The sequence below is a fragment of the Aeromonas sp. R2-2 genome (assembly GCF_040908355.1).
GTDB classification, from domain to species: Bacteria; Pseudomonadota; Gammaproteobacteria; order Enterobacterales; family Aeromonadaceae; genus Aeromonas; species Aeromonas veronii.
Genome location: NZ_JBFODQ010000064.1, coordinates 42,877 through 68,442, shown reverse-complemented (window position 1 = coordinate 68,442; position 25,566 = coordinate 42,877). Strand labels below are relative to the sequence as shown.

At 58.4% G+C, this 25,566-nt stretch carries 22 protein-coding genes; 8 read left to right on the top strand and 14 right to left on the bottom strand.

The features are described 5' to 3' along the window. Window positions 1-99: 99 nt before the first annotated feature. The 3 genes from AB5Z09_RS13035 (at window position 100) to AB5Z09_RS13025 (ending at window position 2,024) form a co-directional block, all read left to right on the top strand. Entirely contained in the window at window positions 100-393 is a 294-nt protein-coding gene (locus tag AB5Z09_RS13035; RefSeq protein WP_005353197.1) for a hypothetical protein, read from the top strand. A 220-nt stretch (window positions 394-613) separates the two neighbouring features. Then, window positions 614-1,582, top strand: a complete 969-nt coding sequence (locus tag AB5Z09_RS13030) for a nucleoside hydrolase (RefSeq protein WP_204483116.1) — start codon at window positions 614-616, stop codon at window positions 1,580-1,582. Window positions 1,583-1,688: 106 nt separating this feature from the next. After that, complete coding sequence (locus AB5Z09_RS13025) at window positions 1,689-2,024, top strand: DUF3634 family protein (protein WP_005353195.1); 336 nt, start codon at window positions 1,689-1,691, stop codon at window positions 2,022-2,024. 88 nt (window positions 2,025-2,112) lie between these two features. On the opposite strand, the gene AB5Z09_RS13020 is transcribed toward AB5Z09_RS13025, so the two are convergent. Continuing rightward, window positions 2,113-3,318: a cytochrome c gene (locus AB5Z09_RS13020; RefSeq protein ID WP_368195452.1), complete on the bottom strand. Its 1,206-nt coding sequence runs from the start codon at window positions 3,316-3,318 to the stop codon at window positions 2,113-2,115. Continuing rightward, window positions 3,315-5,240 (bottom strand): FAD/NAD(P)-binding protein, encoded by a 1,926-nt coding sequence (locus AB5Z09_RS13015; protein WP_127005790.1) that lies wholly within the window; start codon window positions 5,238-5,240, stop codon window positions 3,315-3,317. Before AB5Z09_RS13015 ends, AB5Z09_RS13020 begins: the two co-directional genes overlap by 4 nt. A gap of 366 nt (window positions 5,241-5,606) precedes the next feature. On the opposite strand from AB5Z09_RS13015, the gene AB5Z09_RS13010 reads away from it, so the two are divergent. After that, a complete protein-coding gene (locus tag AB5Z09_RS13010) occupies window positions 5,607-5,981 on the top strand; it encodes a DUF805 domain-containing protein (protein ID WP_005337730.1) in 375 nt (124 codons plus the stop codon). Between the two features lie 82 nt (window positions 5,982-6,063). On the opposite strand, the gene AB5Z09_RS13005 is transcribed toward AB5Z09_RS13010, so the two are convergent. The 5 genes from AB5Z09_RS13005 to manA all read right to left on the bottom strand — a co-directional run bounded on the left by AB5Z09_RS13005 (window position 6,064) and on the right by manA (window position 14,571). After that, the gene (locus tag AB5Z09_RS13005; protein WP_216955596.1) at window positions 6,064-7,167 is read right to left on the bottom strand and encodes a YdcF family protein; all 1,104 of its coding nucleotides are present in this window, start codon (window positions 7,165-7,167) and stop codon (window positions 6,064-6,066) included. 300 nt (window positions 7,168-7,467) lie between these two features. Beyond that, window positions 7,468-8,220 carry a DNA/RNA non-specific endonuclease gene (locus AB5Z09_RS13000; protein WP_368195451.1) on the bottom strand — a complete coding sequence of 251 codons (753 nt, stop codon included), beginning with the start codon at window positions 8,218-8,220 and terminating at the stop codon, window positions 7,468-7,470. Window positions 8,221-8,453: 233 nt separating this feature from the next. Continuing rightward, on the bottom strand, window positions 8,454-10,346 hold the full coding sequence (locus tag AB5Z09_RS12995) for a PTS fructose transporter subunit EIIC (RefSeq protein WP_216955592.1): 1,893 nt from the start codon (window positions 10,344-10,346) through the stop codon (window positions 8,454-8,456). A 523-nt stretch (window positions 10,347-10,869) separates the two neighbouring features. Then, a complete protein-coding gene (locus AB5Z09_RS12990; RefSeq protein WP_216955590.1) occupies window positions 10,870-12,510 on the bottom strand; it encodes a methyl-accepting chemotaxis protein in 1,641 nt (546 codons plus the stop codon). Between the two features lie 861 nt (window positions 12,511-13,371). Then, entirely contained in the window at window positions 13,372-14,571 is a 1,200-nt protein-coding gene (gene manA, locus AB5Z09_RS12985) for a mannose-6-phosphate isomerase, class I (protein WP_368195450.1), read from the bottom strand. 129 nt (window positions 14,572-14,700) lie between these two features. Here manA and AB5Z09_RS12980 point away from each other — a divergent pair, with 129 nt between their 5' ends. Then, window positions 14,701-15,576 carry an AraC family transcriptional regulator gene (locus AB5Z09_RS12980; protein WP_005361632.1) on the top strand — a complete coding sequence of 292 codons (876 nt, stop codon included), beginning with the start codon at window positions 14,701-14,703 and terminating at the stop codon, window positions 15,574-15,576. Between the two features lie 156 nt (window positions 15,577-15,732). After that, window positions 15,733-16,986 carry an NADP-dependent isocitrate dehydrogenase gene (icd, locus tag AB5Z09_RS12975; protein ID WP_005347179.1) on the top strand — a complete coding sequence of 418 codons (1,254 nt, stop codon included), beginning with the start codon at window positions 15,733-15,735 and terminating at the stop codon, window positions 16,984-16,986. A 72-nt stretch (window positions 16,987-17,058) separates the two neighbouring features. Here the strand turns inward: icd and AB5Z09_RS12970 are convergent, their stop codons facing one another. From AB5Z09_RS12970 to dsdX, 3 genes are all read right to left on the bottom strand, one after another. After that, window positions 17,059-17,235 (bottom strand): hypothetical protein, encoded by a 177-nt coding sequence (locus AB5Z09_RS12970; protein ID WP_005337712.1) that lies wholly within the window; start codon window positions 17,233-17,235, stop codon window positions 17,059-17,061. A 308-nt stretch (window positions 17,236-17,543) separates the two neighbouring features. Continuing rightward, window positions 17,544-18,875: a D-serine ammonia-lyase gene (locus tag AB5Z09_RS12965; protein WP_368195449.1), complete on the bottom strand. Its 1,332-nt coding sequence runs from the start codon at window positions 18,873-18,875 to the stop codon at window positions 17,544-17,546. Between the two features lie 16 nt (window positions 18,876-18,891). Beyond that, window positions 18,892-20,229, bottom strand: coding sequence for a D-serine transporter DsdX (gene dsdX / locus AB5Z09_RS12960; protein ID WP_368195448.1), 1,338 nt, complete (start codon window positions 20,227-20,229; stop codon window positions 18,892-18,894). Window positions 20,230-20,452: 223 nt separating this feature from the next. Between dsdX and dsdC the strand changes: the two genes are divergently transcribed. Beyond that, a complete protein-coding gene (dsdC, locus tag AB5Z09_RS12955) occupies window positions 20,453-21,397 on the top strand; it encodes a DNA-binding transcriptional regulator DsdC (protein WP_368195447.1) in 945 nt (314 codons plus the stop codon). 168 nt (window positions 21,398-21,565) lie between these two features. Here dsdC and AB5Z09_RS12950 read toward each other — a convergent pair whose 3' ends face one another. From AB5Z09_RS12950 to AB5Z09_RS12940, 3 genes are all read right to left on the bottom strand, one after another. Next, window positions 21,566-21,742, bottom strand: coding sequence for a hypothetical protein (locus AB5Z09_RS12950; RefSeq protein ID WP_005337704.1), 177 nt, complete (start codon window positions 21,740-21,742; stop codon window positions 21,566-21,568). 311 nt (window positions 21,743-22,053) lie between these two features. After that, a complete protein-coding gene (locus AB5Z09_RS12945; protein ID WP_005337703.1) occupies window positions 22,054-22,503 on the bottom strand; it encodes a C40 family peptidase in 450 nt (149 codons plus the stop codon). Window positions 22,504-22,694: 191 nt separating this feature from the next. Next, on the bottom strand, window positions 22,695-23,603 hold the full coding sequence (locus AB5Z09_RS12940) for a hydrogen peroxide-inducible genes activator (RefSeq protein WP_005337702.1): 909 nt from the start codon (window positions 23,601-23,603) through the stop codon (window positions 22,695-22,697). 146 nt (window positions 23,604-23,749) lie between these two features. Here AB5Z09_RS12940 and AB5Z09_RS12935 point away from each other — a divergent pair, with 146 nt between their 5' ends. Then, a complete protein-coding gene (locus AB5Z09_RS12935) occupies window positions 23,750-24,352 on the top strand; it encodes a peroxiredoxin C (protein WP_005337701.1) in 603 nt (200 codons plus the stop codon). 245 nt (window positions 24,353-24,597) lie between these two features. On the opposite strand, the gene AB5Z09_RS12930 is transcribed toward AB5Z09_RS12935, so the two are convergent. Beyond that, window positions 24,598-25,563, bottom strand: coding sequence for an alpha-L-glutamate ligase-like protein (locus AB5Z09_RS12930; RefSeq protein ID WP_368195446.1), 966 nt, complete (start codon window positions 25,561-25,563; stop codon window positions 24,598-24,600). Window positions 25,564-25,566 lie beyond the last annotated feature (3 nt).

Below are 25,566 nucleotides of genomic sequence, written 5' to 3'. Positions count from 1 at the left end.
AGAGAACTGTGTGTCTCCCCACACTTTTGTGGTTTGCTCGTTGGTGACTTATCCAATAAGGGGTAGTTTTTGGCTATTAACCTACACGGAGAGAGCACTATGACCAGGGAACTGAACAGCTTGTTGGCCCGGCTTGAAGATGTGGTTGAGCGGATGCCGGATTGCTTCAACACCTACGAATTCGCCCAGAAGCTGGCATTGCAATATCAGCCGGAATTTTTTGCCGCGGGCCACTCTCTGGCCGAGCACGAGGGCAAAGTACTGCGGGTGCTGCACCAGAAGATCGCCGAGGCGCTGGCGGGCAGCGAGATGGTGATTGAAGGGGCTCTGCTCCCCTGCGTCACCCCCTGGGGGGAGAAGGCGACCTCACCGCGCTGGCATCGCAAGCACTGAGGGGCGTAGTCAGGCAGATCACTGCCAGATAGCAGATAACGAACAACGATAAAGGGCGCGGCGCTGGCGACAGGGCCGCGCTTTTTTATGCAGATTGTCGCCAGCAGCGTGTCGTTGCCGAGAGCAAAGGCCCGCTCTGTGATCCCATGCCGGGATACGGGGCCGTTAGCCGGGTAGACTCTCCCTTTTGTCGCAGGGTTTGTCACCGTAGGAATTTCTCATGACCCATAAAATCATTCTGGATACCGATCCGGGTATCGACGATGCCATGGCCATCCTGTTTGCCGAGGCCCATCCCGCCATCGAGCTGCTCGCCATCACCACCGTTTTTGGTAACGCCACCATCGACAATGGCACCCGCAACGCCCTCTGGCTCAAGCAGAAGTACGGCATGAAGGCGGATGTGGCCAAAGGCGCTGCAGCCCCGCTGCTGCGCGAGCCGGTTGGCCCCACCACCATAGTCCACGGCCCGAGCGGCTTTGGCGATATGGAGGCGGGGGAGGTGACTATCGCTCCGGATCCTCGCCCCGCTTGGCAATATATTGTCGAGGCGGTGAAAGCCGCGCCGGGGGAGATCACCATAGTCACTATCGGCCCGCTGACCAATCTGGCGCTGGCGCTACAACAGGCGCCCGAGATTGTCTCGCTGGTGAAACAGGTGGTGGTGATGGGGGGCGCCTTTGGCGTCAACGGCCATCGCGGCAACGTCACCCCCTATGCCGAGGCCAATATCCACGACGATCCCGATGCCGCCGACCGGGTCTTTACCGCCGACTGGCCTGTGGTGATCATCGGGCTGGATGTGACCCAGCAGAGCTTCTTCAGCAGCGCCTATCTGGATGAACTCAGGGATAAGGCGGGGGAGCCGGGCCGCTTCCTCTGGGATGTCAGCCGCTTCTATCTGCGCTTCTACTCCGAGAAGCTGGGGCTCTCTGGTTGCCACGTTCACGACCCGTCCGCCATCGCCTATGTCATCGACCCGACCCTCTTTACCCTGCGCGAAGGGCCGGTGCGGGTGATCACCAGCGGCCCGGCCATCGGCCACACCCTGCAAAAGTTCGATGGCAAGCGCCACTCCCACGATGACTGGGCAGCCTATCGCCCGCAGCAGGTCGGGGTGTCGGTGCGCGATGAAGCCTTGCTGGCGCTCTATCGCGAGACGCTGGTGGGCTGGGGCAAGGATTGCTGAGCAAAGAGGCGCTATTGCGCTGACGCGGGGGCTGTGATCGGCGCCAAACAATCGGAGCGCACGGCCGCTTATACTGCCTTATATCAAGAGCTTGGGAGGGATGAAGATGGCCTGGATTTCCTTGATAGTGGCGATTGCGCTGATCTGGTGGTTGATGAAGCTGGGGCGTGGCGCCCTGTTCGAGATCCGTCTTGCACCCGGCAAGGTAGTGGTCAAGCAGGGCAAGGTGTCACCCGCCTTTATTGAGCATGCTAAACAGATCCTGCGCCACGACACGGTGCGCGGTCGCATTGTGGGGCAGCGCGATGGCGATGGCGTGAAGCTGATCTTCTCCCGCTCCATCCCCGAACCGGTGGCCCAGCGGTTTCGCAATATCTTCCCCTATGGCGATTACCGCCAGCCAACGGCGCCGCTGCCGGGGCCCAAATCCCGCAAGGGATAAGCACCGGAACCTGGTTAATCAATAGCAAACGGGCCTCCAGTGGAGGCCCGTTTTTTATGGCACTTGGCCAAGAGAGGGCTGACTGCCCTTACTCCTTGCCGTGCAGCTCGCGCTGGGCCTTGACCGCCGCCGCCTTGACGGCGGTGCCTTCATTGCCCCAAGAGGCGCGCAGGGTGTTGACCAGCTCGGCGAGCCGCTCATCATCCATGGTCCAGCCATAGCCCGGCATGTGGTAACCCAGATGGTCGTGGGTGACCGGTGTTTCGGCGCCGTGCAGCAGCACGTTGATCAGGCTCGACGGATCGCTCGCCAGCACGGTGCGGTTGTTGACCAGCGAGGGGATGACGTGGTCATTGCCCCGGCCGTTGACCCCGTGACAGGTGGAGCAGTACATGGCGTAGTCCGCCTTGCCGCTGGCACTGGCGTAGGCGCGGGCCCCTTTCTCCGCCACCGGTTCATCTTTCAGATCGGTCAGATAGGTGGCGATACTGGCCAGATCGGCGTCGCTGAAATACTGGCTGCTGTGAGTGATCACTTCCCCCATGGGGCCCGCGACCGCTTCATGCTGGCTGCGGCCGGTTTTCAACAGATCGATCAGCGCCTGCTTGCTGTAACGGCTGCCGCGAATATCGGGGGCATACCAGCCATCCAGCGCCGCACCGCTCAGGTATACGGGATCCGCATCGGTCAGCGCTTTCTCCTGCATGCCAAGCCCGCGCGGAGTGTGGCAGCTGCCGCAGTGGCCGGCACCCTGCACCAGATAGGCGCCACGGTTCCACTCTTCGCTCTTGCCCGCCACCGGGGTGAAGCGGCTGTCATCGTGGTAGACCCAGTTCCAGCCCATCAGCGGCCAGCGCATGTTGAGGGGCCAGGGGATGTCACTTTCCTTGTTGGCGATGGCCAGCGGCTGTACCTCCTTCATCAGGTAGTGATAGAGATCTTCGAGATCCTTATCGCTCATCTTGGCGTAGGCGGTGTAGGGCATGGCCGGATAGAGGCGATGACCATCGCGGGCCACCCCTTCGCGCATCACCTTGATGAACTCCGGCAGGCTGTAGTTGCCGATACCGTGGGTCTTGTCGGGGGTGATGTTGGTGGCAAATACGGTGCCGATGGGGGTCGGGAACCCTTTGCCGCCCGCCAGCGGCTTGCTGGTCTCGCTGGTGTGACAGGCGGCGCAATCGCCGAGCTTGGCCACGTATTCGCCCGCAGACATGGCGGGGGCTGCGTTGGCGGCAAGGGCGGGCAGGGCCAGCAGCAGGGCGCTGGCGGTCAGTGACAGGGCGCGGCTCATTGGGCACCTCCCTTGCTCATGGCTACCAGCTCGTTGACGGCGCGCCACGCTTCGTCGATGGCGGCGTGGGCGTAGGGGCTCCAGCCTGCATCCGAGTTGGCGATGGTGATGTTGCCGATCGGCTGGCGACCCAGTTCAATCCATTTTTCACACTGCGCTTCGTCATCAAACAGGGTGTTGGTGACATAGGAGTAGCCGTGAGACCAGCGGTTGACCGTGATGGCGAGGATGTCCTGCTCATGGTTGAAACCGGCGCTGCCCAGCATCCCCTGCAACTGCTCGCGGATCATCTGCTCATGCTGCTCGAACGGCATGCCGAGGATCATGGCGCGCCCCTTGCGGGACTGTTCGCGGGCCGAGAGGCCGCTGCCCGGCAGGGTCGGCACATAGACCATGTGCAGGCACATCGGCTGATCCGGGCTCTTGGGATGCTCGTAGCCACCCATGCTGACCGGATAGTCGAGCTTGACCCGGCTATAGGGTGCGGCGGGGGAGTAGACCTCGTGTACCCCCAGCTTGACGAAGGCTTGCCAGTTCTTGATCACCACCTTGGTGTAGACCAGCGGCGCCTTGACATTCTGGCGCAGCGCCTCCTTCTGGGGCTCCGGCATCTCGGGCACCATGTAGGGGATCATCATGTTGTAGCCAGCCATGATCGACTGCTTGGCCCGCACCCGGTGCAGTTTCCCCTCCTTGATGTAGGTGACATCCACCGCCAGCTTGCCATCGGCGAGGCGCACGTTTTTGGCCTGCAACGCCGTGCTGCCAAGGCGCAGTTGCACCTTGTGCTCAGGCAGGTCGAGCTTGCTGTAGTCAAACTTGGCCAGCACCACATCCTGCATGGTGTGACCCGGCGCCACCTGCGGAATGAGCTTGCGTACCATCAGGCGGGTGAGACCGGCGTTGCCATCGGGGAAGTGGAAGATGTAGGGGTCGTCCAGCTCCGCCTGCTCCTCGGCATCAAGCGGCGTCAGATTGAGGCCGTCGAACCCCGGCAAGGCGCAGAGGCGCGCATCGGCGCAGGCGGTGGCGTCGATGCCGACCGCCTGGAAGTCGTTGGTGCGCTGCTGGAAGTAAGTAATCGCCCGCTCGCTGAGACCCACTTTATCGCGCAGGAAGGTGGTGTAGCTGTTGCGAGTCACCCACTCATCCTGCTGCTCGCGGGTCATGCCGCTCAGGTAGTCGATCTTCGATTCGTGCAGGGCCAACAGGGCGGCCTTGTCGGCATCATCGAGGGGGAAGTCACCGATAAACTCTGCCAGTGGCCGGCCGTTCAGGCGATCGCGCGGGATATCGTCCGCCACGTTGTGGCCCGGATCCCCGCTTACTATCTTGTTGACGCCAAAGTGCTTCTCGTCGAAATAGACGCCACGGCTGAGCCCCAGATCCGGATAGAAGGTCTGCTGGAAACCGGCGGCCAGCTCGTCGATGTTGACCTCCAGCGCCTTGAGCAGACCGAGCGCCACCGGGCTGTAGACCGAACGCGGTGATTGCAGGGACTCACTGCCGCCGTAACCCAGACGCAGGCCATCGGGGGTGGTGAACTCGTTGCGCTTGGCGTGGCCGCCAAAGTCGTCGTGGTTGTCGAGCAGCAGGATCTTTTTATCCGCGCCGAGCAGTTGCTGATAGAAGCAGGCCGCGGCCAGACCGCTGATCCCGGCGCCGACGATCACCAGATCGTACTCCCCCTCAAGGGGAATATTGGCGAAGTCATACTGCTTGCCGTCACGGGCGATGCTGTGGGCCGGTTCGAAGGAGCCCGGGTGGTTGCCGCGCAGCCCGGTGAGGGCGGGCGGGTAGGCCAGGGTTTTATCCGCCAGCGTGCTGCCGCCTTCGGCAGCCTTGAGCAGATTGATGGGGGCGACGCCTGCCGCAATGGTGATGGCAACGCCGTTGAGAAAATCTCTGCGTGTAATACTCATGGCTATCCCTGTGTTAGGAGAAGTAATGAATAAGTGGATTCATTATGGGAGGGAGACACAGATCCTGTTCAGGATTGGGCGCCGAATCTACCGCTATCCTCACGCTGAGTCCATACGATTGCTAATGGATTATTAAGCACCATTTTCCTGCTTGTGACGAGAGTGATGCGCTGATGGGGGTGATTTGCCCTGTTACAGGGCTAATTATTTTCCGGCTCGGTCGGTCAATGATTGCCGCAGCTGATTAGTTCGGGAGACGTTCGGGCATCATTGTCGACTCGGGGGGATGATCGCGCTAAGCTCTTAACTACTTGTTTTATCGACTCTCTTTTTATTCATAGGCATAAAGGCCACTCAGGAGGCGCAATGAACTGGTACATCTCGGTCCTCAAGCAATATGCGGTATTCAGCGGGCGGGCCCGTCGCACCGAATACTGGATGTTCGTGCTGTGCAACGTCATCGTCATGCTGCTGCTCGGCATGGTGGACAAGCTGATTGGCGGCGACAATGAGCTGATAAGCTCCATCTATTCGCTGGCGGTGCTGCTGCCATCGCTGGCGGTGGCGGCCCGTCGCCTGCACGACACCGACCGCAGCGCTTGGTGGCTGCTGCTCGGGCTTATCCCCATTATCGGCACCCTGGTGCTTATCTACTTTATGGTCTGCAACGGTCAGCAGGGGCCAAACCGCTTCGGTGACGATCCCAAAGCGGCCCCCTCACAGGGCTTTATCGTCAGCTAACGGGCGCGGCTTGGCCAATCATCGGTCAATAAAAAGAGAGGGAGGCATCACGCCTTCCTCTCTTTTTCGTTTTGATGGCCGATCAACGCTCAATCAGCGGGGCGGAGCGGTAGCTCCACATACCGTAGGTGCGCAGGGCGTCGCGGTAGATGCCGAGCAGCTCGCTCTCGCTCGGGGTGGCCAGCTCTTCGAGAGGCTTGTCGGGGTAGCTGACGCTCGCCACCTTGATGTTGGCCGGGCCAATCTGGTCGCAGGCGATTTCCAGCACCGTCTGACCGCGGCGCACATGGCTGGCTGAGCTCACCAGCACCGCATAGTCAATCTGGTGGCGGGCGAGGGCATAGGCGCTGTAGAGGGCGTTGTCCACCGTGCTGGTGGCGTAGTTCTCTTCAATCAGGCGGCTGCGGTCGATGCCGTGGTTGGCCAGCCAGTCGGCCATCAGCTTGCCCTCGGTCTGGCGGTTCTGGGGCACGCCACCGGTCAGGATGATCAGCGCTTCCGGGTCGGCCTTGGCCAGCTCAAGGGTGGTTTGCAGGCGGCCCAGCAGGATCTTGTCCATGCTGCCGTCGGGATTGAGGGCGTAGCCCAGAGTGACGATGGCGCGTTTGCCCTCCCTAGTGGCCTTGAGCTGATCCTCGGTCAGTTCGGTCTGCAGCGGGGCGGCGGTGATCCGCTGCACCCGGGCGATGATCTCCTCGAGATCGGCGGCGCGGCCACTGTTGCGATCCGCCACTTTCGCCAGATAGCTGCGGGAGGCCTCCTTGTTACCCTTCACCAACAGCCAGATGGCGAGATAGCTGTTGATGTCGAGATCATCGGGGGCGACGGCCTGCGCCTGCTCCAGCAAGGTGATGGCGCGGCTCAGGTTGCCGTTGTAGATCTGGGCGTTGGCAGCCGAGATGAGCAGGTCGGTGCGGTAGGGTTCCAGCTGGTAGGCGGCCAGCAGACGCTCGGTCACCAGCTCCATATTGCTCGGCATCTTGGCGGTAAAACCGGCGTGGGAGATTTTGGCTGGCGACTTGTAGATCTGCAGCGCTTCGCCGAGCAGCATGTCCACCGCCTGGCGTTTGCTGACCAGGGTATTGAGGTCGTGCTCCATTTGCATCGAGCTCTCGGCCGCTTGCAGGGCGAGGGGCGAGAGCGCCAGCAGGCCGCCGAGGGTGAGGGCAAGAAGGGTCTGTTTCATCAAAAGGTCCTCTGTCGGGCTGAATCGCGCCGTGGTGCTCCGGCTTGTGGGCCGATGGGATAAGGCAAATGTGCGTCAATTCAGTCTGTTAGTGCCAAAGAGAGGCAATATACCAGTGAACGGTACGGCAAACTGTGAGTCGAGGCGGGTCGTCGGGTTATGCCACACCTGTGGCCGCAAAAGTGGCCGCAACGAGTCAGCTGCCATCTGAAAAGGGCAGGGGGAGCGAGACTCCCCCTCCCTCTGTTGCGATGTAAGACAGATGGGGTGTCAATCTATCTGCGGATGAGTTGTTCGCAGTCAGTTCCACATCTGGGAGACGCGAGCTTCCAGTGTCTCTTGCTGCTCTTCGGGCATATCGCTGAAGAAGTTGAGTTGGGTCTGCTCCTCCACCTCGCGCACCGAGACCCGGTAGTCGGCGATCTGGCTGATGGGCACCTCTTCCTGCGGCATGATAAAGGCGATGGCCTGCAGTCTGGCCGGGTCCATCACGATCTTGTAGTAGGCGCTCGGGATCGCCACACCCTGACCGATGGACTTTTCAGAGCCGGTAAAGATGGGGCCGGTGATCACCTGCACATCCTTGCGGGAGACCGCCCACTTGTTCACCTTGTCCTCCAGCACGCGCCACGCCTTCTGGTTGAGCACCCCGATCTGCGGTGTCATGTTGCTCAGCAGGAAGCTCTCTTTCATGGTGTTCTTGTTCGATTTCATGTCCCCCGCCGGGGCCTGATGGCCACGGTCGTAGCCCGAGCCCTTGTAGTCGGAGAGGGTGGCGCGATAGGCGACCGGGATCTCCCTGTCCTCGGCGAAGGCATCCTTGCGCGGCACTGTGCCCTGTGCGCTTTGGGCGGTCATCCGGTAGGAGACCCAGTCCGCCACCTTGTAGTCGTAGTTGTAGCCGACCGCATACCCTTCACGGCAGAGCTTCTGATCCGATTCGGAGGGCAGGCCAAAGCGTACGTGGTCGCCACACGTCCAGTGAGCCGCCAGCAAGGGGGGGGCAGTGAGGGTGAGGGTAACAGCCAGAACCAATTTATTGATTTTTATCATTTTTGTGATGCTCCAGTTTAGTAGGCGGAGCCATTTGACATGAGATCTGACCAGCGCTTCAATTGCTGTTTTTTTACACGTCACAGTTCTGTGACGGCTCGCCAAGATCCGTGATGTGACTGGTTAATATGTTTTAAATCAGTGGCTTGGTCGGTGGGATGATATGCGGTTGCTCGGCAGGCAACGAAAAGGGGCCTGCGATGGGCCCCTTGTACTGGTTGGTCTGATTGCTATCAGGCGGCGTTTGCCTTGTTGCCCAGCGTGCGGGCCAACAGTGCTTCCGGATTGTGAATCGCCTCCTTGGTCTTCACATCGATGACCTCGATATTGGTGAAGCGCTCGCGGTTCTTGATAGCCACGTCGTGGGCGAAGATGACGCAGCGGGCGTTGGCGACATCCTTGGCGGTAATGCGGTTGATGATGCCGTTGGCGCCCTGGGTCTCGACCTTGATCTTGATCCCCTGCTTGGCGGCAGCCTTCTGCAGGCTCTTGGCGGCGAGGAAGGTGTGGGCCACGCCAGACGGGCAGGCAGTGATGGCCAGTACGTCCGCTTCTCCTTCCGCTTCAATGACTTCGAAGCTGGTTTGGGTGGTGGTCACGTCATCTTCTTCGCTCACTGGCTTCTTCAGCAGGTTGACGATGATGGCTGTGGTCAGAGCGCCGAGGATGGTACCCAGGATGTAGCCCATCTTGCCTTCAACAACCGGCAGGACAATCCAGCCACCCCAGGGGGCGTGGTTGATACTGTGCATCATGAAGCCAGTGATGTTGCCGACGATGCCGCCTGCGACGATGGCCGGGATAACACGCATGGGGTCAGCGGCAGCGAACGGGATAGCACCTTCACTGATACCGATCATGCCCATGATGGCGGCCGCTTTGCCGGATTCACGCTCCTCTTTCTTGTAACGCTTCGGAGACATGAAGGTCGCCAGTGCCATACCCAGTGGCGGTACACAGATGGCGATACCGACACCACCCATCAGCCAGGGCTGGGTGTTGACCTGAGTCTGGGCAAACAGGGTAGCAACCTTGTTGACCGGGCCGCCCATATCGAAGGCGGTCATACCACCCAGAATGGCACCCAGCATTACTTTACCTGAGCCCGCCATGCTGGATAGCCAGTGGTTCATCCCTTCCATCATGGCTGCGATCGGGGCACCGATCCCCCACATCACGATGCCACACACCAGGAAGGTACCGATCAGCGGATAGATGAAGATGGAACCTAGGGAGGTCATGGAGTCAGGCAGCTTGATCCGTTTGAGCTGATTGACCACGAAACCGGCGATAAAGCCCACTAGAATGGCGCCAAGGAAACCGGTTTGATAGTGTTGAACGGCAATCCAGGAGCCGATCATGCCCGGAGCCAGGCCCGGCTTGTCAGCCAGCGAGTAGGCGATGTAGCCACCCAGTACGGCAGTAAACAGAGTCAGACCGGCGATACCCATGGTGGCCATGTCTTTGAGGAAGCCCGCTTCCGGCACGGCGCCCTTGCCGCTCAGCATCACCGACAGCGACAGCAATACACCGCCCGCCACGATGAAGGGGATCATGTGGGAAGTACCAAACAGCAGATGCTGCTTCATGGTGTTGAGGCGATCCTTGAAGGTGCGCTCTTCGGGGGCTGCCGGGGTAGTGGCAGCCGGTTTGGCGGCTGGCGCCGGTTTTTCCGCTTTCGGGCCTTGCTTGAGCAGGGTCAGGGCTTGCTCGACGGTAGTGGCCGCCTTCATCTGCTCGATAAAGCCCGGCTCCAGCAGACGGGTAGAGAGCTCCGCCAGCACTTCGATGTGGTGGTTGGCACCGCCATCCGGGGAGGCGATCATGAAGATCAGCTGGGTCGGTTTGCCATCTTCGGCGCCGTACTCGATACCTTGGCGGCTGACACCGATGGCAATGGCCGGACGACTGACCGCCTTGCTCTTGGCGTGGGGCAGGGCGACACCCTGCTCGAAGCCGGTGCAGTCCAGCTGTTCGCGGGCCCAGATATCCTTGACGAATTGCTGTTGATCAGACACGGCGCCATCGCGCGCCAGCATCTGTGCCATCTCGTCGAATAGAGCCTCCTTGCTGGTGGCCTTCAACTCCAGGCAGATGAGTCTGCCGTTGGTCATGGTGGGTAACATATTACTCTCCTGGCTCCGTTGCCGAGCCGCATGATGGGGGGAACAATTGACCTGGATATTGTTCTCCCGTTAGCGCGGTGCCGAAATCGGACAAATGTGCCGTTTACTGGATTTTTGTGCTGCGCAAGTCGTCATGTGACCCAGCTCGCATATCATCATGAAAGCCAATTCATACCGATATTTTTATTTTTTTAAATAAAAACAATGAGATGCGAGTGCGTCTTGCTACTTGCATGAGTGCAACGAAAAGGTTTCGCCTTCGGAGGTATGGAGATTTGTGTGCTGCTTTGAGGGCGGAAAATGTGAAGGTGCTGGCAAAACGCGTTGAGAGAACAATCAGAAAGAGGGAGAGCAGCTCTTGATGTGAGTTAATCCATCTACTGATCACTTGTTATGTTCATCATCGGTGTCCTTGGGTTTTGCATGAGCCCTTATTTAACAAAGCCCGCCACTTTTATGGATGGCGGGCTGTTTAGTGCTTCAGCCTTATTGAGCTGATTAATGAGGGGAGGAGAATCGGGCGTTATGTCCGAAACTTGCGTACAACCTCCTGCAGTTGTGTTGCCAACAGGTTGAGGTCGTTGCAAGCCTGAGCCATTTGTTTGGCTCCGGTCGCCACTTCTTCCGAGGCATTGCTGATGTTGACTACATTGCGATTGAGCTCCTCGCTTACCGCGCCTTGCTCTTCGGTTGCGGTGGCAATCTGAATATTCATGTGGGAGATACTGTTAACCGAGCTGCTTATTTCGGCAATAGAGGCTCCCGCTTCACGAGCTGTGTGGACCGTCTCGGACATCATATCCTGACTCTGTTGCATGGTGACGCCCGCTTCGTTAGCACGCAGCTGCAGTTCGGAGATGATGTGGTTGATCTGGGAAGTGGAGTCTTGGGTTCGTTTGGCCAGAGTGCGGACTTCATCTGCTACCACGGCGAAACCACGACCTTGTTCACCGGCTCGGGCTGCCTCGATTGCCGCATTCAGTGCCAGCAGGTTGGTTTGCTCGGCAATTCCCTGAATGACTTCAAGCACCATGCCGATATTTCGGCTGTCATCACCCAGCTGGCGGATCACCAGAGCAGTCTCTTCGATGGCGGTAGCCACCTTTTCAATCCTGCCGATTGAGTCATTGACGGTCTCGCTGCCTTGTGCGGCTGTGTCGCTGGCCGACGTTGCTGCGCTGGCGGCGTCGTTGGTGTTGCGGGCCACCTCCTGTACCGTGGCTTGCATCTCGTTCATGGCTGTGGCCAGCTGATTGAGCTCATGTTGCTGGGCGCCCATGTTGTTGGCCGATTGCTGTGCCACCGCGCTGATCTCTTCGGCGGCCGCACCCAACTGCACCACCGAGCCGGAGACCTCGTTTACCAGCATGCGCAGATTGGATTGCATCTCGTTGAACCCTTGAGCCAGCTTACCCAGTTCGTCATGGGAGAATTGCTTCATGTCGAGTTGGCTGGTGAGGTTGCCTGCCGCCACCTGGCGGGTCTGCTCCAGCAGGGTCATCACAGGATTGCGGATCTGCCGGATCAGCAGCCAGGCCACAATAACGACGAACAGCAAGGTTAGCGCACCAACTGTAGTGCTCAGCAGTTTTGCCCGTTCATAGGAAGCTTCACTCTGCTTGGTCAGCAGGTTGGCAACCCGATCGTTCTCCTTGCGAAGCTCCAGACCATCCTGTCCGGCCTGCTCAAGGGCTGCGCGAGATTCGTTTTTGATCAGCGACTGCACCTTGGCAATATCTCCCTGCCGTATGGCTGTTTCCAAGTCACCATGGGCTGAAAAATATTTGGCTGCTGCAGTTTTCAGCTCTGCAAACATGTTGCGATCTCGCTCCGACACAAAAGGCATAGAGCCATACCGTTGCTCGGCGGCCATGTACTGACTCTTTGCCGCTTCGAAAGACTGTGTGCTGCTGTTGAGGGAGTCGGGATCCTTGCCCAGTGCATCTATCACCATGTTCAGTTCGGCACGGCGAGCGTCCAGCAAGGACACATGCATCTGGCTGGATGCCCGGATGGAGGGAACGATATTGTCGCTGACCTCACTGGCGTCACGGTAAATATTGGAGAGTTGTAAAGTGGCAAACCAGGCAAAACCCAGCATCAACAAAGCGAGAGTGGTAAACGCCATGGTCAGCTTTTGCCCAATTGTCATTTTTGTCAGCATATATCCTCTTTTATCTATTTTTGTCTGCGGATCTTTGTGTGAAATTTATATCGGCGAATAGATGTGATACCTTAAAAATAAATCAAATAAAAGAGAACTTAATCACAGAGGGTATTTAAGGTCTATTTCTTTACTGCGATGAGGTTTGGCTGGCATATCAAAAAATAAATATCAAATCTCTCATTATCCTGCCTTTAAATTGATTGGATTGTCAGTTAATGCGGCCTGGCTTTTTTACGGATTACGTCAGCTTTAAGGTGTGATGTAAAAGAAAAGCGCTATATATCATAATCTTATGGTTTTTCTTAAGTTGTTTTTTTCGACAAAGTTCGAATGGTTTGCTTGGAATTAAATTATAGAACGACTAAAAAATAGGGCCGCATCTCGAAAATTCAAAAGAGATCCCTTTCGTTTGCATTATTAATGGTTCTGTATGACTACGGCTGCTAAATGTTTACAGACCGAATGATGATGGCCTGGGAAAGGTTTAATGGCGATGCATCTATGTGCTGTTTTAGCTTTCATCAGGGGGTGAAAATAGTAGAGAGTAGAGTTGTTATTTTTATTGCCTCCATTTTTTCGGATACTCAGAGTGTCGCCGTTGCTTGTGCAGGCTGGAATTTTCTTCGTATCAGCAAACCCAGTCATCTGCATCAGGGTAGCGCCAAGCTTGGGCGACAAACCTGTGGAGCTGGTTGTGGGCAGGATGCAGTCAGGGATGGACTTCAGAGCGAGATGCCTGAAGGAAGGTAGGCATAAGAGAGCAGTAGAGATACAGACGGACTTGACTGGTAGGCCATATTGCTCTGTTGGGAGGGGGAGGCATATTCCCCCTCCAACGAGAGTCGGCTCTTATGTTGATTAGCAGCGGTTGCCGGCGCGGGCGACCCGTCCTTCGGCCAGCAGTTGATAATTGCCAGTCGCTGCAGGAATAAAGGCTGATTGCCCCTTTTCCAAACGCAGTGACTGTTCGCCCTGCTTGAGGGTCACTGTGTCATCGATGGCAAAGAGGATCTCGGCGCTGGCAGTGGTGAGCTGATGCTCGCCAGCCGGGTAGACGCTGAAAGTGAAGTCAGGTACCGGCACGTCGAAGTGCTGTACCGCACCATCACAGCGGGGGGCCAGCAGGATCTGGTCGTCCGGCTTGGGCAAGCAGCGCGTGCAGTCCAAGAGCTCTGCCACGTCGATGTATTTGGGGGTGAGGCCGGCGCGCAGTACGTTGTCGGAGTTGGCCATGATCTCGAGACCCGTGCCGCGCACATAGGCGTGCGGGGTACAGGCATCGAGGAACATCGCCTGACCGGGCTCAAGCGTCACCACGTTGAGCAGCAGCGGCGAGAATAGGCCCACATCTCCCGGGTACTGGGCCGCCAGAATGGTGATGAGGGCAAACGTCTCCTCATCCTGATGGGCGGCGGCATAGGTTAGCAGCCCTTCCAGCGCCTCCTCCTTGCACGCCCCTTCCAGTACCAGCAGCTGGTGGAAGAAGTGCTGCAGGCCTGCTTCATTCTGGCTGGCGGCAAGGGCTGCGGTCAGATCGGCGATGGCCGCCAGATTGACCCGCTCGAACAGTGCCAGAATGGCGGGGATAGCGCGAAAACCGTTCATCGCCTGATAGGGGGTGAGGGCAAAAACCAGCTCCGGCTTATGGTTCGGGTCCTTGTAGTTGCGATTGCTCGCCTTGATATCGATGCCTGCGGCCTCCTCTTTGGCAAAGCCCGCTTCAGCCTGAGCCTTGCTCGGGTGCACCTGAATGGAGAGAGCCTTCTCGGCACACAACACCTTGAACAGGAACGGCAGGCTGCCAAAACGGGCGAAGGTGGCCTCACCCAGCGCGGCGGCCGGGGCCCTGTCGATCACCGAAGAGAGCTTTTGCACACTGCCCGCCAGCGTCACCTCGGAACAGCCGTTGGGGTGAGCCCCCATCCAGAGCTCGGCCTGGGGTTTGCCTTGCGGATTGGGAATGCCAAACAGGGTGGTGAGGGAGTCATGACTGCCCCAGTCATAGCCTTGAATCGGGTTTTGCATCAACAGAAAGGAGGGCAGATCGCTACTGCTCATAAGGGACGCCTCGTCTAGTTTGAAGAAAATCGGGTGCAGAAAAGGGTGGCATTACTGCTGTGGACCGGACTATAACATGGGCGGTCGCGCGCGCCGCAACCGCTTGCCTCTCTCTTGATCAGGATCACCATGTCTCTCATCTTCAGCCAACTGCTCGACGGAGCCCTGAGCGAACAGGTTCCATTTGACCAAATCTGGTTTGCCAGTGAACAGGGGGTGCCACCCAGTTTCAGCTATCAGGTCAACTTTCCCCGCCTCGAGCTGGTCTTTAGCGGCGAGTATCTCAACCAAATTTGGGACAGGGAGGAGGGGGTCAGAGAGATCAGTGTATTGCCGGGACAGGCGCTCTATATCCCTCCCAACGGCTGGAACAAGCCGCTCTGGACCACTGACTGCTCGGTACTGAGCCTGCTGTTTGGCAAACGCCAGCTGGGGTTCAGTCTGGTAAGCAAGCGCCGTGAAGATCCGGACTTTTTCGATGTGCAAAAGCACAGCATCATGGCGCGGGCGGGCCATGTGATCGAACACATTTTGGCGGCGCTGAACGTACTGACCGAGGATCCCGGTCGCTCTCCCACCGATGATCACCTGCTGCAGGCCCTGCTGGCGAGTGCCCGTCAGCTGTTGCTGGAGTCCGCCACGGATCGGCCACGGGGGGCAGAGCTCTTTCACGGGATCTGCATCTATATCCAGGAGAACTTTCACCGTCCCATCACCCGTGACTCCATTGCCCATCGTTTCAACGTCTCGGCCAGCCATCTCTCCCACCTGTTCCGCGAGCAGGGTCATATGCGCCTTGCCGATTACATCAGCTGGGTGCGGATCGATCGGGCCAAATTCATGCTGAAAAAGTACCGCTTTCGTCTTGAAGAGGTGGCCAGTCGCTGCGGTTACAGTGACGTGAACTACTTCTGCCGGGTGTTCAAACAGAAGACCGGCTTGACCCCTTCCCAGTACCGTTCCCTGAGTCAGCCGCAGGCTGCGGCCAGCGAGCTGGAGGGATAACGGGGCTGGGTCGGCAAGGCGTGGTGACGGCGCACTGGCGGGTGGCTACCTCTTTGGTCTGACATGCTTTCTTGTCGTTTTATTATGAAAATGAATGGGCTAAGATGGCCGCGCGCAACAAACAAGTTGATAACAAACGGAAGTTAGGAGATGCCGATGGAAAGCAAAGTAGTAATCCCGACCCAAGGTCAGAAAATCACAGTCGATGCCAACGGCAAGCTGCAGGTTCCCAACCATCCGATCATTCCGTTTATTGAAGGGGATGGCATCGGTGTTGACGTAACCCCGGCCATGTTGAATGTGGTGAATGCTGCGGTCGAGAAAGCCTACAAGGGCGAGCGCAAGATCGCCTGGATGGAGATCTATACCGGCGAGAAGTCGACTCATGTCTATGGCGAAGGTGCCTGGCTGCCGGCCGAAACCCTGGATTTCATTCGTGAATATTGCGTGGCCATCAAGGGCCCGCTGACTACTCCGGTCGGTGGCGGTATTCGCTCCCTCAACGTAGCCCTGCGTCAGGAGCTGGATCTCTACATCTGCCTGCGTCCGGTGCGTTACTACGACGGCACCCCGAGCCCGGTGAAACGTCCTGATCTGACCGACATGGTGATCTTCCGCGAAAACGCCGAAGACATCTACGCCGGCATCGAGTGGAAGGCCGACAGTGCCGAAGCGAACAAGGTGATCGCCTTCCTGCAAAACGAGATGGGCGTGAAGAAAATTCGCTTCCCCGAGTCCTGCGGGATCGGCATCAAGCCGATGTCCAAGGCCGGTACCGAGCGTCTGGTGCGTGCCGCCATCGAGTATGCCATCGACAATGATCGCGACTCCGTGACTCTGGTGCACAAGGGCAACATCATGAAGTTCACCGAAGGTGCCTTCAAGGATTGGGGTTATGCTCTGGCTCAGAACGAGTACGGTGCCCAGCTGATTGACGGCGGCCCCTGGTGCTCCTTCAAGAACCCGAAAACCGGCAAGACCATCGTCATCAAGGATGTCATCGCCGACGCCTTCCTGCAGCAGATCCTGCTGCGTCCGGCCGAGTATGACGTCATCGCCTGTATGAACCTCAACGGCGACTACATCTCTGACGCGCTGGCCGCTCAGGTAGGCGGTATCGGCATCGCACCGGGTGCCAACATCGGTGACGGCGTGGCCCTGTTCGAAGCGACCCACGGTACTGCGCCGAAGTATGCCGGTCAGGACAAGGTCAACCCGGGCTCCCTGATCCTCTCCGCCGAGATGATGCTGCGCCACATGGGCTGGGTCGAAGCGGCCGATCTCATCATCAAGGGGATGGAAGCGGCGATCCGCAACAAGACCGTCACCTATGACTTCGAGCGTCTGATGGAAGGGGCCACCCTGCGCTCCTGCTCCCAGTTTGCTCAGGACATGATCGACCAGATGTAATCTGCTGCTTGCCAGAAACGCAAAACCGGCGCCATGTGCGCCGGTTTTTTTATCGCGAAAGAGTGAAGGGGCTTATTGCGCCTGCTCTACGTGTTGCTGATAGCGTTGCTGCCATTTGCTGGTTTCTGCTTCATCACCCTGGGCCTTCCAGAAGGCGCAGATGGTGTTGGCAAGTTCCGAAGCCATCGCGTGATCTCCGTCACGTCGACTCATCAGATAATCTCCCAGCCAGCTTTGATATTGTTTCATTACCCGATCTCCTTATCTCATGTGCCCTTGAGGGTGCCCACCTTGACGGGAGCCTGTCGGCTCATCCTGGGGGGAACATCATCAGGCATGATGGTGCAAAGTCACGACCCGGGCAGAGAGCCCAATGGGCAATCTGGGGGCGAACGTGACGCGAGATGTCAAAAAATGAGCGCCATTTTAGCACAAACTGACCAACTTGGGGAAATTGTCGCCATGGATTGCGACAGAACTGCCCCATCCCCTTGTTCCCAAAACAGAAAACCCGCCGTGATGGCGGGTTGATTTGCAGATAAATGTGGCAAAACAGCCTAGATCTTGGCGCTGGCCAGGTACTTTGCCATCTCTTCGGCAGGCACCATGCCACCGCCGCTGGCCCACACCAGATGGGTGGCCTGTGCCATGGTTGCGGCATCGCAACCGCGCCCGGTGAGCCACTCGGGATTGGCTGCCACCCGCCACGGGCCGGCCATACCAGCCAGAGCGGAGGGCTCGAGTGTGATCTGTTCATCGCGCGCCAGCAGCCCGAGCAGGTCATACATCTCCTGATCGCTCAGGGTGTAGAAGCCATTGAGCAGCCGCTCCATGGCGCGGCCGACGAAGCCGGAGGCGCGACCTACCGCGAGGCCGTCGGCTGCAGTGAGGTTGTCTATGCCCAGATCCTGCACCGCAATGGCATCGTGCAATCCGGTGTGGACTCCCAGCAACATGCAGGGGGAGTGAGTGGGCTCGGCGAAGAAGCAGTGGACGTTGTCTCCGAACGCGAGCTTGAGACCAAAGGCCACGCCGCCCGGGCCGCCACCCACGCCGCAAGGGAGGTAGACAAACAGCGGGTGGTCGGCATCCACCTTGATACCCATCTCGTCGAACTGCTTTTTCACCCGCTCGCCCGCCACCGAGTAGCCGAGGAACAGGGTGCGGGAGTTCTCGTCGTCTATAAAGAAGCAGTTGGGATCGCGCTCGGCCTCTTTGCGCCCTTGTTCCACCGCCACCCCGTAATCTTCGGCATATTCGATCACGATGACGCCGTGTTCGCGCAGCTTGCGCTTCTTCCACTCCCGCGCATCGGCTGACATGTGGACGGTGACGGTAAAGCCGAGCTTGGCGCTCATGATGCCGATGGACATGCCAAGGTTGCCGGTGGAGCCCACTGCGATGCTGTACTGGCTGAAGAACTGGCGAAACTCGTCGCTGAACAGTTTGCGGTAGTCATCCTCTTCCCGCAGCAGACCAGCCTTGATCGCCAACTGTTCGGCGTGAGTCAGCACCTCGTAGATACCGCCTCGCGCCTTGATGGAGCCGGAGATGGGCAGGTGACTGTCTTTTTTCAGCAGCAGTCGACCGGTGACCTCAACCCCGTAGCGCTGGTTGAGCGTAGCCTGCATCGCCGGAATAGCGGCGATCTCGGACTCCAGAATGCCGTTGCTGGTGCGGGTCTCGGGGAAGGCCTCGCACATGTAGGGGGCAAAGCGGGCCAAGCGGGCGGATGCGTCTGCCACATTGCTGCTATCGAGCCCCACATAGGGCAGACCGGCAGCCAGAGTGGTGGTGTTGGGGTTGAACCAGGTGACTGGCTCAAGCGCGATCAGGGATTGCACCAGTGGAAATTGCGCTGTGAGTTGTTGGACGTCGATGTTTTTCATAGTGTTCTCGGTCTTGTTACACGATATAGGAGAGCAGGAAAGTACCGGCCAGCGCCATCAGGGAGGCGACCAAGGTGGCGGTGGTGTAGTACTTGAGCGTTTCGTTCAGGGTGGCGCCGCAATACTGCTTGACCAGCCAGAACAGAGAGTCGGTCACCATGGTGCAGCCAATGGCGCCAGAGCCGATGGCCAGGGTCATGATCTCCGGGCTGATGTTCGGGTAGTGCACCATGATGGGGGAGACGATGGCGGTGGCGCCCATCATGGCGACGGTGGCGGAGCCCACGGCGGCGTGCAGCACGATGGCCACCAGCCAGGCCAGCAGAATCGGGTGCATATCCAGCTGGGAGAGGATAGTGGCCAGACTATCGCCCAGCCCACTCGCCTTGAGCACCCCGTTGAAGGCGCCGCCTGCCCCGATGATGAGCAGGATATTGGCGATGGAGGAGAAGCACTCCTCGGTCTTGTTGAGCAGCCCTTCCATCTTCATCTGCTGGCGGATCCCCAGCACGTAGTAGGCGGTGAAGGCGGCGATAAACATGGCGGTGATGGGGTTGCCGATAAACTCCAGCAGGGTGTAGAGGTGGCTGGCATGCTCCATATTGAGCTCGGCGACCGTCTTGGCCAGCATCAGCAGGATGGGCAGCAGCACGGTAAAGAGCGAGGCGCTCAAGGTCGGGAGAGTGGCCTCATCGCGCGCCTTGATGTCGGCAAAGGCAGCGGGCACCTTCTTGAACGGGAGCCGGTTACCCAGCAGCTTGAGGAACAGCGGGCCGCCCACCAGCGAGGCAAACAGCCCGACCGCGAGGCCATAGACGATGACGGAGCCGACGTCAGCCCCCAGCTGATTGGTGACATAGAGGGCTGCAGGGTGGGGCGGCACTATGCAGTGCACGGCCATCAGGGCGGTGCAGAGCGGAATAGCCAGCTTGAGCAGCGAGGTATTGTTCTTGCGGGCGATGGAGAAGGCGAGCGGGATCAGCAGCACTACCCCCACTTCGACAAATAGGGTGATGCCGCACACCAGACCCACCAGCACCATGATGACATCCGGCGAGAGCCAGCGGCATCTCTGCAGGGCGAGACCGATGCGCTCTGCAGCCCCCGACACCTCCATCATCTTGCCGAGTATGGTGCCAAGACCGATGACGGCGGCGAGAAAGCCTAGCGTGCCGCCAATGCCCTCTTCCATGGCGCTGACCATCTTGAGGGGCTCCATCCCCATCAGGGTGCCCACATAGAAGCTGGCCAACAGCAGGGCAAGAAAGGGGTGGATCTTGCCCTTCACTATGGTGACCACGATAAGAACGATGCTACTTAGCAAGGTAGCGATGACCCATACCTCTGAACTCATACTGCGCCTCGACATCTGTTGTGTGTGATTGTTTATGCGCTTATTGAATGAAAATGAGGCGGGGCTGACAAATGATGAAATCGACCACTTGGATGAACTGAGGTGATGCAAAGGCGCTGCATTGGTCACAATTTATCGAAATCACACTCTTTGAGTCTTTTGAATTCATCCTGAAGGTGGCCTGTGGGTGTATCATCGGCGGCTCTTGCGAAGAGGGGGATGAATGTATAACGGGGATAATTACATATCGCGCAACAAGCTGCTGAGTGGCTACCAGCTGGCCAAGCTGCACACCTTCGAGGCGGCCGCCCGCCACGGATCTTTTGCCATGGCAGCTGATGAATTGTCGCTGAGTCCCAGTGCCGTGAGCCACCGGATCAGCGCGCTGGAAGAGGAGCTGGGGTTCAAGCTCTTTGAGCGTTTTCACCGCAAGGTGGTACTGACGGCGGATGGGCAGCGGGTGTTCTGGGCGCTCAAATCTTCGCTGGAGTTCATCAATCAGGAGATCCTGGAGATCAAGAATCAGGAGCTCTCCGGTACCCTGACCATCTATTCGCGTCCCTCCATCGCCCAGTGCTGGCTGGTGCCCAGGCTGGCGGATTTCTCCCGCCTGCATCCGCAGATCGAGCTCAATATCATCACCGGTAACGAGAACATCAACCTGCATGGTTATGGCATCGATTTGACCCTCTATTTCGATGAGAAGAGCCCGGAGCGGCTTGCCATCCACCCGCTGATGGATGAGTACATGCTGCCGGTCTGCAGCCCGGAATATGCCGAGCAGCACGGGCTTGTCGGCAATCCCGCCAACTTGTCCTTGTGCCGTCTGCTCCATGATCGGCAGGCATGGGGATTTGACTCGGATACCGACGAATGGAGCTGCTGGGCTCGCCATGCCGGGGTCATCCTCGAGGCATGCCAGCTGAGCATGGGTTTTGATCGCTCGGATCTCGCCATCATCGCCGCCATGAATCACGCCGGGATCGCCATGGGGCGCAAGAATCTGGTGAGCAAGCGACTGGCACGCAACGAGCTGGTGGCTCCTTTCCTCGGCTTGGAGGTCAAGTGCGAGCAGCGTTATTACATGGCGACCCTGCCCAATCGGGCGTGTCCCAAGATCCAGGCCTTTATCGACTGGGCGCAGGAAATGGCTGCCGAGATGGAATGAACAGAGGCCGGTGCGCAAGAGCAAAATGAAGATGGTAAAGCGCGAGTGAACGAAGGTAGCGGTTTAACGTAGCGGGAAAATTGGGGGAGAGGGGTTGGCTGATGGTGGTTGGTCGCGAGTGGCCTTGCTGCCAACACCGGGTGGCTGGCAGCAAGGCAACGGTCGGGATCAGGTGGTCTTTTCCAGATGGTTCTGGTAAATCTGCTGCCACTTGTCCAGTTCGTTTTCATCACCCTGCTGCTGCCAGAACTCGCAGATGGAACTCGCCATCTCGCATGCCATGGCGTGGTCACCGTCACGGCGACTCATCAGGTATTGCCCCAGCCAGCTTTGATACTGTTTCATTGCACGATCTCCTTATCTATTTAACCCTTGATACTGCAGCTGTGGGCCACCCGTCCGGCAGTGTTGCGCCACACTCCACTTTCGCCGCGCGCTGCTTGTTATTGCCTCGCTTGTTGTCAATCAGGACAAAGAGCGTATGAGAAAAAGGCGAAAGTGTTAAAAATTGGCCACCACCTTATCACAAAATGGTGTGATATGCAGGCTTTGGGGCCAATTGAGTTATAAGCGCGGGTTGTGAGTCCCGACATAGCGACAGGGATTGACGGAGAGTATCGGCACGCAACTTGTGCCGCAAGCAGGCATTTGAGCGGTTACTGGGTCACCCGACGTGCCTGCCAGTAGCGACTGTTCCAGTAGACGTTGTCGAGGCGTGAGCGGATCACTCCCTTGCTGGTGGAGGCGTGAATAAACTCGCCGGCACCTGTGTAGACCCCCACATGGTACTGTTGCCAGCCGGTTTTGAAGAAGACCAGATCCCCGTGTTGCAGCCGGTAGCGATCCACCGGTTTGCCAATGCTGGCCTGAGATTCGGTGGTTCTTGGCAGGTTGAAGCCCAGCACCTGACTGTAGGCGAGCTGGGTAAAGGCGGAGCAGTCTAGCCCGGCGCGGCTGGCGCCGCCCATGCGGTAGGGAACACCGCGCCACTGTTGGTAGAAGCCATCAAAGGCACTGCTCTGCCGGGGGGCCGGAGGCGGCTCCGGCGTGCTGGAACAGGCGGCCAGCAGCAGAGTCAGCAGGGATAGCAGCAGCTTGCGATACATCGGGCTCTCTCCACGGACGGGTCTACCAAACGAGACATTTATCGAGCGCCATATCCTGCCAAATCGTTCTGGCAGTAGGGGGCGCGACAACTTTTCCATCATAAACAGGGATCTGGCTCCAGACCTAGTCTCCGAGAGGAAAAATGTGGCGGGGAACTGAAAAACGCCAACCCGAGGGCTGGCGTTTGTTGTCACTCGTTGTGGCTGATCAGCGGTTTAAGCAGCTCGGCCAGTTTGTAGAAGGTCTGTACCCGGGTGGTGCTAGGGCGCCAGACCAGCCCAATCTCGCGATAGGAGGTCTCTCCCGGCAGCGGGATGGCCACCAGATCGGAGTTGGCAAGAATGCCGGCATCGATGGCCATCTGTGGCAGGAAGGTGGTGCCAAGACCCGCTTCCACCATCTGCACCAGGGTGTGCAGGCTGGTTGCAGCAAACGGGTTGATCTTGCTCTTGTCCCGCAGGCGGCAGGCGCTCACTGCGTGCTCGGTGAGGCAGTGCTCCCGCTCCAGCAGGAAGATGCTCTGGTTGGGCAGCTCCTTGTAGTCGAACGGGGTATGCAGGCCGGCCGCCATGCTGGCTGGCATCACCATGTGGAACGGATCCTGGCCGACGGTCTTGCAGTGAAATCCACCGATCTCGATGGGCAGGGCGAGGATCAGCAAGTCGAGCTGACCCTGTTCCAGCTGCTTGAGCAGATTGCTGGTGGTGTCTTCACGCAGCAACAATTCGAGGTCAGGATAGGTTTTGCTGCACTCTTTCAGCAGCTTGCTGAGCAGGAAGGGGGCGATGGTGGGAATGCAGCCAAGACGTACCGTCCCCTGCATCACGCCGCCCTGATGTTGCCCGAGCTCCATCAGATCCCGTGCATCGGAGAGCAAGTTGCGAGCGCGCTCTACGATTTCCATGCCGACCGGGGTCATAATGAAGCTCTTGTGGTCCCGCTCCACCAGTTGCAGGTTCATCATGTCCTCCAGCGTCTGGATCCCGGTACTCAGGGTAGACTGGCTGACATGACAGGCCTTGGCGGCGCGGTTGAAGTTCTTGTGCTCATCGAGAGCGACCAGATATTGCAGCTGTTTGAGGCTGGGCCAACGTTGCATAGAAAAACCCGATTAATGCTATCTATTTAATTTGATTTAACTAATCTACCACCGGGTCTATAGTTTGTCGCTTGAATTAGATGGACTTGGCTCTAGGTAGCCCAATCCTCACCGGATTGTTCACTTCACATAAAGAGGAATTGAATATGGTATTGGTAGGCCGTCCCGCACCCGATTTTACCGCAGCAGCTGTTCTGGGTAATGGCGAGATCGTTGATTCATTCAACCTGTCATCCCACATCAAAGGCAAAGCTGCCGTTGTCTTCTTCTACCCGCTCGATTTCACCTTCGTCTGCCCGTCCGAGCTGATTGCCTTCGATCACCGTTATGAAGAGTTCCAGAAGCGTGGCGTGGAAGTGATCGGTGTTTCCATCGATTCCCAGTTCTCCCACAACGCATGGCGTAACACCAAAGTGGAAGATGGCGGTATCGGTCAGGTCAAGTACCCGCTGATCGCCGACGTGAAACACGAAATCTGCAAAGCCTATGACGTTGAGCATCCGGAAGCCGGCGTGGCGTTCCGTGGCTCCTTCCTGATCGACAAGAACGGTGTCGTTCGTCACCAGGTTGTCAACGATCTGCCGCTGGGCCGCAACATCGACGAGATGCTGCGCATGGTCGATGCCCTGCAATTCCACGAAGAGCACGGCGAAGTGTGCCCGGCTCAGTGGGAAAAAGGCAAAAAAGGTATGCAAGCCTCTCCGGACGGCGTTGCCAAGTACCTGTCCGAGAATGCTGACTCCCTGTAATCGGGCTGCACTCTCCTTGAAGAACCGGCGTCTTGGCGCCGGTTTTTTTATACCTGAGATTTATCCATCCCCTGACATTGCGGTCACACTCTTCTCACTCCATCGCTATTCCAAGCAGCCGTTCGCTGGCGTACTCGTCGTTTCGAAATGAGGTGCTGACCCTATGGTTGGATGGGGGATATGCCGACAGACAATCGCCATAAAAAAAGCGCGCCATAGGCGCGCTTAGTTCACAAGCGAAGGAGTTATTCCTCAAAGATCCCGAAGTGATCCTTGGCGAAATTGACCCGCTGCTCCACGTTCATCCTCACCTGCCCCAGCTTCTCGATGGTCTTGAGATTGGGCACCAGGCCGCGACCGTTGGCGATCTGGATGGCAAGGCCGGGACGGGCGTTGAGCTCCAGCAGCATGGGGCCGCGGAACTTGTCCAGCACCATGTCAGTACCGATATAGCCCAGACCCGACATCTCGTAGCAGGAGGCCGCCAGGGTGAGCAGGGTATCCCAGTGTGGGACCTTGAGCTCATAGAGGTCGAGGCCGGTATCCGGATGGTGGCGCAGCGGATTGCCAAACTGCACCGCCCGCAGGGCACGACCGGTACGCAGGCACAGACCCACCCCCACGGCGCCCTGGTGCAGGTTCGCCTTGCCGTCGGAGGCGGCGGTGGAGAGGCGCATCATCGCCATCACCGGGAACCCCTTGAAGATGATGACCCGAGCATCGGGTACCCCTTCAAAAGAGTAGCCGTCGAACACATCATCAAAGTTGATGAGGCCTTCCACCAGTGCCACGTCTGGCTTGCCGCCAAGCGAATAGAGCCCCGCCAGAATGTTGGATACATGGCGCTCCAGATCCTGACCGTTGGAGGCGCTGCCGTTGGGTTTATAGAAGAGGCCATCTTCCTGACGCAGGATCACCAGGATCCCCTTACCGCCCGAGCCACGGGCCGGCTTGATGCAGAAGCCCGGCCAATCTTTTACCAGCTCGGTGATGCGACCCACATCGTGCTGGGCACGGATGGTACCGATCAGCTCAGGCACGGTAACGCCTGCATCCAGCGCAATTTGCTTGGTCTGCAGCTTGTCATCCACCAGCGGATAGAGGCTGCGCGGATTGTAGCGGCTGATGTAGGAGTGGTTGCGCTTGTTCATGCCGAGGATGCCTGATTGGGACAGGCTCCACGGGGTGGTGTATTTTTCCCAGAACCACATCGG

What these genes read in the sequence shown, in the direction of transcription:
- AB5Z09_RS13020 (WP_368195452.1), bottom strand. Translation starts at nt 3,318, where the DNA reads ATGAGCCGCGCCCTGTCACTGACCGCCAGCGCCCTGCTGCTGGCCCTG.
- AB5Z09_RS13025 (WP_005353195.1), top strand. Translation starts at nt 1,689, where the DNA reads ATGGCCTGGATTTCCTTGATAGTGGCGATTGCGCTGATCTGGTGGTTG.
- manA (WP_368195450.1), bottom strand. Translation starts at nt 14,571, where the DNA reads ATGAGCAGTAGCGATCTGCCCTCCTTTCTGTTGATGCAAAACCCGATT.
- AB5Z09_RS13000 (WP_368195451.1), bottom strand. Translation starts at nt 8,220, where the DNA reads ATGATAAAAATCAATAAATTGGTTCTGGCTGTTACCCTCACCCTCACT.
- AB5Z09_RS12930 (WP_368195446.1), bottom strand. Translation starts at nt 25,563, where the DNA reads ATGTGGTTCTGGGAAAAATACACCACCCCGTGGAGCCTGTCCCAATCA.
- AB5Z09_RS12970 (WP_005337712.1), bottom strand. Translation starts at nt 17,235, where the DNA reads ATGAAACAATATCAAAGCTGGCTGGGAGATTATCTGATGAGTCGACGT.
- dsdC (WP_368195447.1), top strand. Translation starts at nt 20,453, where the DNA reads ATGTATAACGGGGATAATTACATATCGCGCAACAAGCTGCTGAGTGGC.
- AB5Z09_RS13010 (WP_005337730.1), top strand. Translation starts at nt 5,607, where the DNA reads ATGAACTGGTACATCTCGGTCCTCAAGCAATATGCGGTATTCAGCGGG.
- AB5Z09_RS12980 (WP_005361632.1), top strand. Translation starts at nt 14,701, where the DNA reads ATGTCTCTCATCTTCAGCCAACTGCTCGACGGAGCCCTGAGCGAACAG.
- AB5Z09_RS13035 (WP_005353197.1), top strand. Translation starts at nt 100, where the DNA reads ATGACCAGGGAACTGAACAGCTTGTTGGCCCGGCTTGAAGATGTGGTT.
- AB5Z09_RS12950 (WP_005337704.1), bottom strand. Translation starts at nt 21,742, where the DNA reads ATGAAACAGTATCAAAGCTGGCTGGGGCAATACCTGATGAGTCGCCGT.
- AB5Z09_RS13015 (WP_127005790.1), bottom strand. Translation starts at nt 5,240, where the DNA reads ATGAGTATTACACGCAGAGATTTTCTCAACGGCGTTGCCATCACCATT.
- AB5Z09_RS12965 (WP_368195449.1), bottom strand. Translation starts at nt 18,875, where the DNA reads ATGAAAAACATCGACGTCCAACAACTCACAGCGCAATTTCCACTGGTG.
- icd (WP_005347179.1), top strand. Translation starts at nt 15,733, where the DNA reads ATGGAAAGCAAAGTAGTAATCCCGACCCAAGGTCAGAAAATCACAGTC.
- dsdX (WP_368195448.1), bottom strand. Translation starts at nt 20,229, where the DNA reads ATGAGTTCAGAGGTATGGGTCATCGCTACCTTGCTAAGTAGCATCGTT.
- AB5Z09_RS12940 (WP_005337702.1), bottom strand. Translation starts at nt 23,603, where the DNA reads ATGCAACGTTGGCCCAGCCTCAAACAGCTGCAATATCTGGTCGCTCTC.
- AB5Z09_RS12935 (WP_005337701.1), top strand. Translation starts at nt 23,750, where the DNA reads ATGGTATTGGTAGGCCGTCCCGCACCCGATTTTACCGCAGCAGCTGTT.
- AB5Z09_RS12995 (WP_216955592.1), bottom strand. Translation starts at nt 10,346, where the DNA reads ATGTTACCCACCATGACCAACGGCAGACTCATCTGCCTGGAGTTGAAG.
- AB5Z09_RS13005 (WP_216955596.1), bottom strand. Translation starts at nt 7,167, where the DNA reads ATGAAACAGACCCTTCTTGCCCTCACCCTCGGCGGCCTGCTGGCGCTC.
- AB5Z09_RS12945 (WP_005337703.1), bottom strand. Translation starts at nt 22,503, where the DNA reads ATGTATCGCAAGCTGCTGCTATCCCTGCTGACTCTGCTGCTGGCCGCC.
- AB5Z09_RS13030 (WP_204483116.1), top strand. Translation starts at nt 614, where the DNA reads ATGACCCATAAAATCATTCTGGATACCGATCCGGGTATCGACGATGCC.
- AB5Z09_RS12990 (WP_216955590.1), bottom strand. Translation starts at nt 12,510, where the DNA reads ATGCTGACAAAAATGACAATTGGGCAAAAGCTGACCATGGCGTTTACC.